Consider the following 13,306-nt stretch of genomic DNA (forward strand, 5'->3'; position numbering starts at 1 on the left):
CAGGGAAATTTATATCTCAATCTTAATGATACCTCCGTATGGAGTCAGTGCGCCGAAAGCCTCTTCGGGTTTCACTGTTCCGGCATAAATTTGGGCATTGATCAATACGCCTCCATGGGCGAATATGGCTACCTGTTTGTATGGCTTTTGGCGAAGCTCATTCAGGAAGTCGGCTACACGTTGGTATTGGTCCTGAAACGACTCTCCGTTTGTAGCCCTCACATTCCGATAGTCGGCATACCATTTCTGGAGGTTGGCATCGGTTATTTCATCAAAGCGTTGCATTTCCCAGTCACCAAAGTTGATTTCCTTGATACGGTCATCTCGTTCGCCATCCGGGTAACCGCAGAAGGTAGCCAGACGTACACAGCGGGTTAAGGGACTCATATATACTTTATCAAACTGAAGGCCTTTGAGCCGGGCGGAAGTCTGTGCGGCTTCTTCTTCAAAGGTCGGATTCAAAGGGACATCTGTCTGTCCGTAGCACACTCCCTGAGGGACATCTACGGAAGTGTGGCGAATGAGGTATACTACCATAAGTTGGTATAAATTAGGTTTATTATTAAATAGAAAGATAGTTCACACAGCAGGAAAGCGGCTCCGCAACAGTCGCCTGTGTATCCTTGCAAACGCTTGCGCAGCAATTGCCATAAAAGGAAAAAGACGGCAACGGGTGCAAGGGCTGCCCACCAATAAGACCTGTTCAGGAAAAGCCACATCGGGAGTCCGCCGGCTATGAATGCCGGTAGCCATGTCGAAATGCTCATCCGGTCATAAATGACTTTTGCTTTTGATTCTTCTTCTTTGCGTGCATACGGCAAGATGTTGATTATCTGTGCGGAACAGAACTTACTCCATGCGTCTCCGCTCGCTACGGCCATGCATGCCAAGGAAAGCGATAGGGTAGAAAGCAGGTTCCATAGGAGTCCGAAGTAGAACAGAAGTCCCAATACACCGTATGTTCCTATATGGGAATCTTTCATGATGGAAAGGATTTTCTCGCGCGAAGTGCCGCCTCCAAATCCGTCGCAAAAGTCTGCCAAACCGTCTTCGTGCAGTGCACCCGTGACAAGCAGGCGTGCCAGTAAAGCAAGGATGACGGCTGTAGACATAGGAAGGAATTGGGCGGAGAGCCATAGCGTGCCTGCCATTATTCCTCCGGTGAGCCAACCGACAAAAGGCCAATAATCGACCACACGCTTAAAATAAGCGGCGGGAACTTCGGTTATTCTCCAGAATGGCAACCGGGTGAAGAATATGAGTGCGGCAAGGAGTTTCATGGTTAAAAGTATTTTGTGATGGCTGCATGGGCAAAGTTGTCCATCTCATTCATCATGGTCACGGCAGAGACTATGATGGGATAGGCACAGACAGCACCGGTTCCTTCACCCAGCCGGAGTCCCAGATTTAATAAGGGGCGTGCATGCAGGGCTTCAAGTACCAGTTTGTGTCCTGCCTCGTCTCCCTGATGTCCGAAGATGGCGTATGACAATACCTCCGGGTGGAGCCGGGAAGCGGCAAGGATGCAGTTGGTCATGATAAAGCCATCGACCAATATCAGCATCTTCAGTTCGGCTGCCCGCAACATACCGCCGATAGCCATTACCATTTCGTAGCCTCCAAACCAGGCAATCTTGTCTCTTGCCGAGCCGTCGCCTTGATAGTTGTCGACTGCTTGTTTCAATATATTGTATTTATGACGGATGCCTTCCGAATCCAGTCCGCTGCCGGCTCCTACGCATTGTTCCAGAGAAATGCCTGTAAATAAATGCATCCAGACAGAGGAGGGGGAAGTATTGCCTATTCCCATTTCTCCAAAACTGATTACGTTGCAACCGTCGGCGTATGCCTTATCTACCATTTGTGCACCGCGTTCCAGACATAACTCCATCTCTTCATGACTCATGGCCGGGGCATGGAGAAAGCTTCGGGTACCGCGACCTACGCTACAATTGATAATTCCCTTCTCGTAAGGAAGGTCATAGTCAACTCCGGCATCTACCAGTACGAGCTTGAATCCGTGTTGGCGGCAGAGAAAGTTAACTCCGGCACCACCGTGGAGGAAGTTGCTCAATTGTTGCCAGGTGATTTCTTTAGGCGATTTGCTGACACCTTCTTCCACGATGCCGTGGTCGGCAGCAAACAGGATGTTGTGGGGATGGCGGAGAGTGGGAGAGAGGGTTTGTTGGATGAGGCCGATTTGTAATGCCAGCTCTTCCAGTACGCCTAAAGAACCTTTTGGTTTGGTCAGGTTATTGATTTTGTCTATCAATGCTTCCCGTATCTGTAAGTCGGGAAGTTCGATATGGAAAGTTTTCATGGTCTTATTGTTTTATTAATACAGGAATACCCGATACCATTAAGTATACTTGATGGGCTTGGGAGGCAATATATTGATTCATCCAACCTTGCAAATCCGTAAAACGGCGCTGGATGGGATTGTCGGAAACAGCCCCTGAACCTATTTCGTTCGTCACAAAAATAAAAGTGGCATCTTGTGCTGTGAAGGCATCGAACTCTTGTTTCAGAGCTTGCAGTGACAGATCCACGTCAGAATCCAGATCGAAAAAGTAATTTGTGGCCCATAAAGTCACGCAATCTATCAGCACCACCCGCCCGTCTACCTGATGACGGCTCAGTTCCTTTTCTTCCTCTATGTTGGTCCATTCCGGTCCCCGGCGTTTCTGATGCTTGATGACCCGTTGGCGGAATTCTTCATCCCAGATGCGGGAGGTAGCCATATAAATAGGATTGGACGACAAACTGAGAGCTAATTTTTCTGCATAAGAACTTTTGCCCGACCGTTGGCCGCCTGTGATGAGTATAATACGTTTCATAATTTCTATTTTTCTGCTGTTCGCAGAATAAGAGTAGTAGCACCTATGGTGATGATGGCTCCTTCTTCTATTCTGACTCGGTCCTTGTCTCCCAATATGTCATTTAATAGAAATGTTCCGGTGATGCTCTGATTGTCCCGCAAGGTGTAAATGAGTTCTCCTTGTTTGTTTCGTTTTACATTGATTACGCAATGGCGACGATCCATGCTAGGGTCGGATGTTTCGATAGAAATATCCACATCGGTCCCTTTACTGCGGCGTCCGATCAGGTTATCCCCTTCTTTTAAAGGCAATACTTGTTTATAGCCAAAGACATTTTCCACCACCACGATACTTCCGAAGTCTTCGTTGTTGGCTTGTTCGTCAAGAACCTCCTCTTTGCGGGTAGCTTTTAATTTGGATTTTCCGATGCGGATACTGAATTGCTTTTTGCAGTGCTCGCATATAAAAACCAAAGACTGGCCTTCGGTATATTTTGTTTCGTCAAAGGTAATATAATTGTCACATTTAGGACATAAAACTCTTTTCATGGGAGATAATCTGTTTATTTAGAGCTTAATAACCATGCATTCTTGAATGCTTCGTCTTTTTTCAACTCATTCATTTTCTTATAAGCAGCATTTTTGTCGGCAAACCCATAAAGGGCAAGGCGGTAACGTCCGCTTCCTTCGATGATGCTTGCTTCTTTAAAGCCTTTTTGCTTATATTCGTTTAATGTTTGTTGTGCATCGGCAGCTGTTGCCAAACTAGATACTATAATGAAGTATTTTGGCTTTGCTGTGGTAGCTTCGGCTTTATTTTGTGCCGGAACAGAAGCAGAAGATGCGGTTGCCGTTGCAGGAGTTGTCTTGCGGGCAACAGTTTTTTCCGCTTTAGGGGTTTCTTTGCCTGTTTCTTGTTTGGAAGTCTCTGTTTTCGGTGAACCGACTTTTTCTACTTTTACGGCTACAGGTTTTAAACTTTTGTGTCCTGCTTGCTGCCGTGTATTACCCGATGTCTTTTTGGCTTGAACAGTCTTTTGCTGTTGCGGTACAACCAAAGTGGTGGCCAACGATTGTGAGCGGATAGCCTCAAATAATCCGTCTGTTCCCAAGGAAGCATAATTGCCTTTATCCACGTATGTGTTTTCTACAGGTACAGAAAGGAAAAAGAACAGGATAACCGCTACGGCAATGGCAACAGCATTACCCAACCAGCGACGGTTGAAACGGATGGCTGCTTTTTCTTTTTGGGGCTTTAGCACCATATCCTTGGTTGAAGCAATAGTTGAATTATTTTCTGATAAAGGACTGATGGATAAAGAACTGAATCCGTATAAATAAGGAGAAAGGATACCTTCTTCATTGGGACGGAATTCGTAAGAATTATGAATTGTGTAGTGCAAATCGCCTATACCATATAATTGGACATGTCCGTCTTTATATAAAGTATCTTTTAGTTCTTCTACTTCTTGTTCAATCATCCGGGTTGCATCCGGAAAGTCTGTATGATGGACCTGCATGTATGACTGCACCAACAGTCCGTCATTCATTGTCAACTGGGGATTGAAGCCAATGGTACGCATAGGAGGGAAATAGATATTATCAGATTCAGCGTAATAAGCTGGTTGATAATGAGCTATAAATCCACCTAACTCGGGAACAATGACGCAATCATTTTCCAGTAATAGAATTTCTATATGTCTAGCCAATTCAATCATAGTGCAAAAATAGCATTTTTATTCCATTTCAGCGCAACTTTTATGAAGGAAAATGTCCTTGCCACATATTTTTATTGTAATTTTGCAGCGTATAAAAAGTTAGACTAACTAATAATAAAATGAATATAGCAATTGTAGGAACCGGATATGTTGGACTCGTAACCGGTACATGTTTTGCCGAAACCGGCGTAAATGTAACTTGTGTGGATGTAAATGCCGAGAAGATAGAGAATCTGCAGAAAGGTATTATTCCCATTTATGAACCGGGACTGGAGGACATGGTGCAACGCAATGTCAATGCCGGCCGTCTTCATTTTACGACTGCATTGGAGAACTGTCTCGATAATGTAGATATTGTGTTTAGTGCTGTAGGTACACCGCCTGATGAAGACGGAAGTGCTGATTTGAGTTACGTGCTGGCAGTTGCCAAAACAATTGGTGCTAACATGAAAAAATATACGTTGGTGGTGACGAAGAGTACCGTACCGGTGGGAACTGCGCATAAAGTGAAAGATACCATTCAGGCTGAATTGGATAAGAGAGGGGTGTCTATAGAGTTTGATGTGGCTTCCAACCCTGAGTTTTTGAAAGAAGGCAATGCCATTGATGACTTTATGAGTCCCGACCGTGTGGTGGTAGGTGTTGAATCCGAACGGGCAAAGAAGCTGATGACCAAACTGTATAAGCCTTTTATGATGCTGAATTCACGTGTTATTTTTATGGATATTCCTTCTGCCGAGATGACTAAATACGCTGCCAATTCAATGCTTGCTACCCGTATCAGTTTTATGAATGACATAGCCAATCTTTGTGAATTGGTGGGAGCGGATGTAAATATGGTACGTGACGGGATAGGTTCTGACAGTCGCATTGGTCGTAAGTTCCTTTATCCGGGATGTGGCTATGGCGGTTCTTGTTTTCCTAAAGACGTAAAGGCGTTAATCAAGACGGCAGAACAAAATGGATATCCGATGCGGGTTTTGAAAGCTGTGGAAGAGGTGAATGAGACCCAGAAAAGCCTTCTTTTTGAGAAATTGGAAAAGATATTCAATGGTGATTTGGAAGGCAAGACCATAGCTTTATGGGGACTGGCATTCAAGCCCGGCACGGATGATATGCGTGAGGCTCCTGCACTGGTATTGATTGAGAAATTGAGGAAGGCAGGTTGTGTGGTTCGGGCTTACGATCCGGCGGCGATGGGGGAATCAAAGAGAAGAATAGGTGATACGATATTCTATGCTTGCGATATGTATGATGCTCTTTTGGATGCTGACGCATTGATGTTGGTGACAGAATGGAAAGAATTCCGTTTGCCGGCATGGGGAGTTGTTAAGAAAACGATGAAACAGCCTGTAATCTTGGATGGACGTAATATCTATGATGCAAAAGAACTTCAGGATTTAGGTTTTGTTTATCGCTGCATAGGCAAATAATTACGTTAAAGATGTACAAATCATATTTGATTGTCGTTTTGGCGGCGATGTTTTCTGCTTGCGGAGCTAATCAGGACAAAGAGGCTTTGCAAGAAGAAGATAGAGAGGCGAAAGAAAAGTTGCAAGGCATTTGGCTGGACGACAATACGGAAGCTGCCGTGCTGCAAGTTGCGGGCGATACGATTTATTATGCTGACGCTGCCGTCGCTCCTGTCGCTTTTAAAATTATAGGCGATACATTGACTACTTATGGGGCTCGGATAAATAATTATAAGATAGAGAAACAGGGAGAATATATTTTCTGGTTTCATTCACTGGTAGGAGATGTCATTCGCCTGCATAGGGCAGAGAATAATGCCGATTCTTTATCTTTTATTCATGAACAGGAAGTCCCTGTTTATACGGAAGTTATTAAGAAAGATTCGGTGGTAATGTATGATAATACCCGTTATCGCGGATATGTCTATATCAATCCGTCCAGAATAAAAGTGATGCGTCCGGGGGTGTCGGAAGAGGGGCTGAGTGTGGATAATGTATATTATGACAACATCATTCATATTTGTGTATATGAAGGAAAACGGAGTTTGTTTGCGAAAGATATCACGAGGCAGATGTTCAAGCATGTCATACCCGATGATTTCTTGAAATGGGCAATCCTTTCGGATATGGACTTTATGGGGGTCGATGCAAAAGGCTATCATTATCAGGCTACTGTTTGTATACCGGATGGGGCTTCTTGTTATGTGGTCAATATCACGATAGATATGGATGGTAAATTATCTTATGAGCTGGCTCGTTGAATAATAAATAAGAGCGGAGACGTGTCAAAACGTTGATAATGCTGTTATTTTATTAATAGGGGCGAGGTTTGCTCGCCCAAAAAAACAATATTTGCTTTGTGTATTACTCTCAAGGTCGTGACCGTTGGTTCGGGCAGGTGAACCCTGCCCCCGCAGCCGATGATTGGATAGGCCGTTTTAGCTTTGATATCCTTCCCATGACGGATAATACAAAACTTACAGCTTCTGTTATTTTTGCTGTTTTTTACCGTTAGTGTTGTTTCCGGGTTTCCGTGTGGAATTGTTTCTTTTACCTTTGAAGTTCCCTTTTCTTTTTCCACCATTATTACTACGGGGATTATATTCGGGTGCTTCGCCTAATTCTTCCGGAACTGGAATTTTATAAATGTCCTTACCTATAAAGTTTTCGATGGACTTAAATTGTGTCTGCTCTTTTTCGCTGACAAAGGTTATGGCACATCCATCGTTGTTTGCACGTGCTGTTCGACCGATGCGGTGCACATAATCTTCACTGTCATGCGGCACGTCATAATTAATGACCAAGCGTATGTCATCAATGTCAATGCCCCGTGAAACAATATCGGTTGCAATCAAAATATTTATCTTTCCACTCTTGAAATCATGCATAATCTGGTCGCGCTGTGCCTGTTCCAGGTCAGAGTGCATTTCGCCGACGTTGAGTTTCATGCGGCGGAAAGCCTGAGTTACTTCTTTCACTTTCATTTTGGATGATGCGAAGATAATCACGCGTTCAGGTGTCTGGTCTTGAAATAATGACTGTATAATGCCCAGCTTCTGATTTTCATAACAGATATACGCTGTCTGGATAATTTTCTCAGCCGGTTTGGATACCGCCAATTTAATCTCTTCCGGGTTTCTCAGAATGGTTTTGGCCAACTGTTGTATCTTGACAGGCATCGTGGCAGAAAACATAATTGTCTGGCGTTCCTTTGGGAGATATTTCACTATTTGCATAATGTCGTCTGCAAATCCCATATCCAGCATGCGGTCTGCCTCATCCAAAATGAAGAAAGATACTTTGGAAAGGTCTACATATCCTAAGCTGAGGTGGCTGATTAAGCGACCGGGGGTGGCAATAACCACTTCTGCTCCCAAAGTCAGTCCTTTTTTCTCTTGTTCAAAGCGTATTCCATCGTTTCCTCCGTATACAGCTACGCTGGATGCCGGCATAAAATAAGAAAAACCTTCCATTTGTTGGTCTATCTGCTGCGCCAGTTCGCGTGTGGGTGCCATGATAATACAATTGATGGCATCTTCGGGATAACCTCCCTTACTTAATTGATTTAAGATGGGGAGTAGATATGCCGCTGTTTTACCGGTACCGGTTTGTGCTACTCCTATCAAATCCTTTCCTTCAAGGATGATAGGAATTGTATGTTCTTGTACGGGAGTACACTCCTCAAATCTCATGGCTTCCAATGCCTGGAGCACACTCTCTTCTAAATTTAATTCTGAAAATTTCATATATATATTTTATACTATCTTTCTTACAGTTTGCCGCGTTCTTCCAAATAAGAATCTTTAAAGCCAAGGAAATAAAGCACCCCATCCAGCCCGATGGTATTAATGGACTGTTTGGCATTTGCCACCACTTTAGGTTTTGCATGGAATGCAATGCCTAGTCCGGCAGTAGACAACATGGGCAAATCATTGGCACCGTCGCCTACGGCTATTGTTTGTGCAATATCTACTTTCTCTACTTGTGCAATCAGTTTTAATAATTCTGCTTTACGCTTTCCATCTACTACGTCTCCCAAATAGCGGCCGGTCAATTTACCGTCTACTATTTCCAGTTCATTGGCATAAACATAATCAATGCCGTATTTTTGTTTCAGGTAGTTGCCGAAATAGGTGAATCCACCCGAAAGTATAGCTATTTTATAGCCATATCGTTTTAATACGAACATGAGTCTTTCCACCCCTTCCGTAATGGGCAGGTTTTCGGCAATTTCACGCATTACACTTTCATCCAAGCCTTTCAGCAGAGCTACGCGTTCGGTGAAACTCTCGGTAAAGTCTATTTCACCACGCATGGCGCGTTCGGTTATTTCTCTTACTTTGTCACCCACGCCGGCACGTTCTGCCAGTTCGTCGATACATTCTGTCTGGATAAGTGTAGAATCCATATCAAAACAGATCAGGCGACGCATACGGCGGTACATATTGTCTAATTGGAAAGAAAAATCCATTTCCAACTCGCTGCTGAGTTTCATCAGTTCCCGCTGCATCTCCTCCCGGTCCCGGGGAGTGCCGCGAACAGAAAACTCAATACAGGCACGTACACTTGCTTTTCGTTCATCCAAAGGAACGCGACCTGTTAAGCGTTTGATAGCATCTATATTCAGACCTTGTTCTGCAATGATTCGCGTGACGGCTGCAATTTGTTTTGCAGAAAGTTTACGTCCCAACAAGGTCAGGATATAGCGGTTCTTTCCTTGCATTCCTACCCATTCTTCGTATTCTTCTACCGTAATGGGGTAAAAACGGATGGTGATTCCCAAAGAGGATGCATTAAATAGCAAATCTTTCATGATATTACCCGAATCTTTTTCCCGGCTTTTAAATAAAATACCCAATGAAAGAGTGCTGTGAATATCTGCTTGGCCTATATCCAAAATGGTAACATCATATTTTGAAAGTATTTCCGTAATGGAAGCTGTCAGTCCCGGCCTGTCCAAACCGGTGATACGAATTAAAATAAGTTCAGTACTTGTATCCATACATAAAATGTTGCTATTTACAGATTGCAAAAGTACGCAATTTAATCCTATCAAGCTATCTTTTGGGGATTCTTTTTTCTCGATGGAATGGATGAATTTATGCTATATAACATATTTTTTGATGTGATTCCTTGGAGTTGGCATAAAAACTCCTTACCTTTGCCACGGATTTCTAAATATAATGGCTTTGATTATCAGGCCAAAAGACAATGTTCCGGGGAGAAATTACTGTTTAAGGGCAGTCTCGGATAGTATTAACCAAAACCGAATTACATGATTAAAAATGTAAAGTGGATTTTTGTTGTATTAATCATTAGTTCCTTGATTTCGTTCTCATTTGTAGGGAAAGACACGCCGACAGAAGGATTGACGATAGGAGATAAGGCTCCGACTTTTACCATCTGTGGCGAAAAGCAACTGATTGACTTAAAGGATTTGAGAGGTAAATACGTGTTGCTTAGTTTTTGGGCCAGCTATGATGCTCCTTCGAGAGTGCAGAACGCCACCTTGAATCATGCAATAGAGCAGGCTGATAATGTGGAAATGGTTTCTGTTTCGTTTGATGAATTTAAATCAATATTTAACGAAACCATTAAAAAAGACCGGATTTCGACATCTAATTGTTTTGTTGAACTGGCAGGTAATTCTTCCGATTTATTTAAAACTTATCGTTTGAATAAAGGGTTTAAGAATTTTCTTTTGGATAAAAACGGTGTCATTGTAGCGAAGGACATCACTCCATCCCAACTTTCTTCTTATTTAAACTAAGAAGAGAGTTTCCGTAAGGAAAAACAAAAAATACAACAAAAATGATAGGGTGTGTGCCCAAACTAAATGGTCTATCAAACCTCGCCCCTACAGGCAAAATGACAGTATCATCAACGTTTAGGCACAACCCCTTTTTTATTTTTCTGCTATTGTCTTGTTCCGTGTCAGAAACACGCTTTTACACATACGTCTCATGGGGTTATACATACTAACGTGAAATCAGGCACCTTCAAAAAGACAAGGACGTTCTTTAAAAAGAACAAGAGCTTTTTTAGAAACTCCATGGCCTTTTTGGAAAAGACTTAGTTCTTTTTTGAAAATTCTTTCATCCATTTCCTTTTAGAGTTACTGACGTACTTTTTCAAAGTGCTGGTAGTCTTTCAAACTCTTCCAGGCACCTCCCCAAATGAAGCCGTGTTTAATGAACTCCTTGTAGCATAAATCATTCTTGTCTATTTTGTAAGGAAAGGATTGTTTTCTGTCGGCATATTTTTTCCCTTTTTCGGGAGATATAATGATTTTTCCGTTCTTATTGGTCTTGACATAAGGATTATAAAGCGGGTTGATATCTATTGCCAATCCCTTACTGTGATTGGATAGTTTCCGGGTGCCCGGCACAAGACGGAAATTGAAGCAGGAGGAATTGTTGGCTTCCATGGACCGATTGTCTTCTGCGTTATATTCATCAATTAATACCATTCGTTCAATGGGATATCGTGCTTTATACAAAGCCTGGAATATTTCGATTAAATCATTGCTTATTGCTTTGTTGCAGACCAGTTCGCCAAGGCATATTTCTCCTTTCAGGTTATAATGGAGCACCTTCAGATAGCGTAATTCTTCTTTCGGTACGGTACAGTTCGTTTTATAGGACTTTCCATAGATTCTTTTGAAGAGGGTGTCGTCAATCTTTTGTATTTTAAAACAATTGGCTGTTCCAAACTGTACTATACTCTTCCGACTGACTGTTTCCCCGGCTTTCCATATTCTTAATATTGTTTGTTCCTTGTCGTTTTGTTCTTCTTGAGAGAACCGGCAGGCGGATGGAGAGGGGGTAGGTATAAAGGTTAAAAGACAGAACATACTCCGAATAAGCAGGTTTCTTATTTTCATTTGTTTTTGTTTTTGAGGGTTGATATTTTCTTTGGTAGGTAAAAATAGTGTTTTTTATTGATTTACATCATCCTCTATTCTTTTTCAAATGCTTATCTTTGCAATAATTAATTAAAAAGGTATGAGACAGATAAAGAATGTTGTGTTTGATTTTGGCGGGGTGATTATTGATATCGACCGTGACCGCGCAGTAAAAAAGTTTGTTGAAATAGGAGTGAAGGATGCGGATAATCTGCTTGATAAGTATCACCAGAAGGGTATCTTCCTGGAAATAGAGGACGGACGTATCGATGCAGAATCTTTTCGGCTGAAACTGAGTGAGATCTGTGGTAAGGAATTGACATACAAAGAGGTAGAACTGGGGTGGAGAGGATTTGTCACAGCTGTGGAACAGTATAAGTTGGATTATTTGAATATTCTTCGCCAACGTAAATACAATGTTTATATTCTGAGTAATACCAATCCATATATTATGGGATGGGCACGTAGCAGGGAATTTACATCAGCAGGCCGTCCATTGGATGACTATGTGGACAAGATATATGCTTCTTATGAAGTGAAATGTGTAAAGCCTGATCGGGGCATCTTTGAATATATGATAAAAGATGCTGCGTTGAATCCTTCCGAAACTGTTTTTGTGGATGATGGTGCTTCAAATATCTCCATAGGCAAGGAATTTGGTTTTGTCACATTGCAGCCTGCTAATGGAGAAGATTGGCGTGAAAAACTGGAAAAGCTCCTATAATTATTTAGGAGCTTTTCTGTATAGGTAGATTGCTATTAATGTGTAGAGTATATTAGGTATCCATACCGCCACAATCGGAGGAGTATTTCCATTGATGGCAAAAGTTGCGGAAACCGTTTGGAATAGAATGTAAGAGAAGCTCAAAGCCAAGCCTACACCCAAATTCAGTCCCATTCCTCCCTTAACCTTACGGGAAGACAGTGAAACACCGATGGTGGTCAGAATAAAGGCGGCAAAAGACATGGCGATGCGTTGGTAGTATTCTATTTCAAACTCTTTGATATTGGCAAAACCGCGTTTCTTCTGCTTGTCAATATAGCTCTTCAGGGCAGGGCTGGTCATTGTTTGCTGCTGGTTTTTCATAATAAGGAAGTCTTGCGGCTCCATTTTTATGATACTGTCCATCCGGTCACCTTTGGTAATCTTTTCACGCATACCGTCCATCTCCCGGATCATATAGTTCTTGATAATCCATTTGTGCACACTGGCTGTATCATAGGTGATACTGCGTGCGGTGAGGTGGGATATCAATTTTTTATCCTTAAATTTGTCCAAAGAGAAACGGTAGCCCGTCTTGTTATAATTCTCATAGCGTTCAATATAGGCAATTACACCACTGTCGACTTCCATCTGTACATTGCGTACATACTCCACCTTTTTTTTCTTTTTGTAGCGGTCTTCAAAATTGAGTCGTGTCACATTACCTTTGGGGATGACGTATGCGCCTAATCCATAGGCTACTATGGAAATAATAGCTGCTGAAATCATATACGGACGCATCATTCGTTTGAAACTCATTCCCGTAGAGAACATGGCAATGATTTCTGAGTTTTCCGCCAGTTTGGAAGTAAAGAAGATAACGGCAATAAAGACAAACAGCGGACTGAGCAGATTGGAGAAATAAGGAATAAAGTTCATGTAATAATCAAAGACAATCGCTTTCAGCGGGGCCTTATTATTAATGAACCTGTCGATATTCTCGTTCACGTCAAACACTACTGCAATGGAAATAATCAATGCAATGGCAAAGAAGTAGGTCCCGAGAAACTTCTTGATGATATATATATCCAGTCTCTTGAGCCATCTGCTTTGCAAACGTTTGTTGCCGGTCTGTGACTGCTCTTTGTCTTTCGTGAACTTACCTATGTTCTTCTTGAACCAATTCTTCAT

The 13,306-nt window shown here is 42.4% G+C and carries 14 protein-coding genes; 4 read left to right on the top strand and 10 right to left on the bottom strand.

Annotation, left to right across the window (positions count from 1 at the left end):
* Window positions 1–9 precede the first annotated feature (9 nt).
* From cobC to HMPREF1534_RS14090, 6 genes are read right to left on the bottom strand one after another with little or no spacing between them, the layout of a single operon-like run.
* On the bottom strand, window positions 10–537 hold the full coding sequence (gene cobC / locus HMPREF1534_RS14115) for an alpha-ribazole phosphatase (RefSeq protein WP_005937817.1): 528 nt from the start codon (window positions 535–537) through the stop codon (window positions 10–12).
* Window positions 531–1,280, bottom strand: a complete 750-nt coding sequence (locus HMPREF1534_RS14110) for an adenosylcobinamide-GDP ribazoletransferase (protein ID WP_005937819.1) — start codon at window positions 1,278–1,280, stop codon at window positions 531–533. The genes cobC and HMPREF1534_RS14110 overlap by 7 nt, the downstream gene beginning before the upstream one ends.
* A 2-nt stretch (window positions 1,281–1,282) precedes the next feature.
* Window positions 1,283–2,320: a nicotinate-nucleotide--dimethylbenzimidazole phosphoribosyltransferase gene (gene cobT / locus HMPREF1534_RS14105; RefSeq protein WP_005937821.1), complete on the bottom strand. Its 1,038-nt coding sequence runs from the start codon at window positions 2,318–2,320 to the stop codon at window positions 1,283–1,285.
* 4 nt (window positions 2,321–2,324) lie between these two features.
* Window positions 2,325–2,837, bottom strand: a complete 513-nt coding sequence (gene cobU / locus HMPREF1534_RS14100; protein ID WP_005937823.1) for a bifunctional adenosylcobinamide kinase/adenosylcobinamide-phosphate guanylyltransferase — start codon at window positions 2,835–2,837, stop codon at window positions 2,325–2,327.
* A 5-nt stretch (window positions 2,838–2,842) separates the two neighbouring features.
* Window positions 2,843–3,367 carry an FHA domain-containing protein gene (locus HMPREF1534_RS14095; protein WP_005937825.1) on the bottom strand — a complete coding sequence of 175 codons (525 nt, stop codon included), beginning with the start codon at window positions 3,365–3,367 and terminating at the stop codon, window positions 2,843–2,845.
* A 14-nt stretch (window positions 3,368–3,381) separates the two neighbouring features.
* Window positions 3,382–4,536 carry an HU domain-containing protein gene (locus HMPREF1534_RS14090; RefSeq protein ID WP_005937827.1) on the bottom strand — a complete coding sequence of 385 codons (1,155 nt, stop codon included), beginning with the start codon at window positions 4,534–4,536 and terminating at the stop codon, window positions 3,382–3,384.
* 119 nt (window positions 4,537–4,655) lie between these two features.
* On the opposite strand from HMPREF1534_RS14090, the gene HMPREF1534_RS14085 reads away from it, so the two are divergent.
* Together HMPREF1534_RS14085 and HMPREF1534_RS14080 are read left to right on the top strand one after the other, a co-directional pair.
* Window positions 4,656–5,969, top strand: coding sequence for a UDP-glucose dehydrogenase family protein (locus tag HMPREF1534_RS14085; RefSeq protein WP_005937829.1), 1,314 nt, complete (start codon window positions 4,656–4,658; stop codon window positions 5,967–5,969).
* A gap of 11 nt (window positions 5,970–5,980) precedes the next feature.
* Window positions 5,981–6,769, top strand: coding sequence for a DUF4738 domain-containing protein (locus HMPREF1534_RS14080; RefSeq protein ID WP_005937831.1), 789 nt, complete (start codon window positions 5,981–5,983; stop codon window positions 6,767–6,769).
* Window positions 6,770–6,997: 228 nt separating this feature from the next.
* Here HMPREF1534_RS14080 and HMPREF1534_RS14075 read toward each other — a convergent pair whose 3' ends face one another.
* Window positions 6,998–8,254: a DEAD/DEAH box helicase gene (locus tag HMPREF1534_RS14075; RefSeq protein ID WP_005937834.1), complete on the bottom strand. Its 1,257-nt coding sequence runs from the start codon at window positions 8,252–8,254 to the stop codon at window positions 6,998–7,000.
* Between the two features lie 23 nt (window positions 8,255–8,277).
* The gene (gene serB / locus HMPREF1534_RS14070) at window positions 8,278–9,510 is read right to left on the bottom strand and encodes a phosphoserine phosphatase SerB (RefSeq protein WP_005937838.1); all 1,233 of its coding nucleotides are present in this window, start codon (window positions 9,508–9,510) and stop codon (window positions 8,278–8,280) included.
* Between the two features lie 273 nt (window positions 9,511–9,783).
* Here serB and HMPREF1534_RS14065 point away from each other — a divergent pair, with 273 nt between their 5' ends.
* On the top strand, window positions 9,784–10,278 hold the full coding sequence (locus tag HMPREF1534_RS14065; RefSeq protein ID WP_005937842.1) for a TlpA family protein disulfide reductase: 495 nt from the start codon (window positions 9,784–9,786) through the stop codon (window positions 10,276–10,278).
* A 345-nt stretch (window positions 10,279–10,623) separates the two neighbouring features.
* Here the strand turns inward: HMPREF1534_RS14065 and HMPREF1534_RS14060 are convergent, their stop codons facing one another.
* The gene (locus HMPREF1534_RS14060) at window positions 10,624–11,391 is read right to left on the bottom strand and encodes a M15 family metallopeptidase (RefSeq protein WP_005937848.1); all 768 of its coding nucleotides are present in this window, start codon (window positions 11,389–11,391) and stop codon (window positions 10,624–10,626) included.
* Between the two features lie 121 nt (window positions 11,392–11,512).
* On the opposite strand from HMPREF1534_RS14060, the gene HMPREF1534_RS14055 reads away from it, so the two are divergent.
* Window positions 11,513–12,136 (top strand): HAD family hydrolase, encoded by a 624-nt coding sequence (locus tag HMPREF1534_RS14055; RefSeq protein ID WP_005937851.1) that lies wholly within the window; start codon window positions 11,513–11,515, stop codon window positions 12,134–12,136.
* Here HMPREF1534_RS14055 and HMPREF1534_RS14050 read toward each other — a convergent pair whose 3' ends face one another.
* A complete protein-coding gene (locus HMPREF1534_RS14050) occupies window positions 12,137–13,306 on the bottom strand; it encodes an LptF/LptG family permease (RefSeq protein WP_005937854.1) in 1,170 nt (389 codons plus the stop codon).

The sequence above is a fragment of the Phocaeicola massiliensis B84634 = Timone 84634 = DSM 17679 = JCM 13223 genome (assembly GCF_000382445.1).
Classification (GTDB): domain Bacteria; phylum Bacteroidota; class Bacteroidia; order Bacteroidales; family Bacteroidaceae; genus Phocaeicola; species Phocaeicola massiliensis.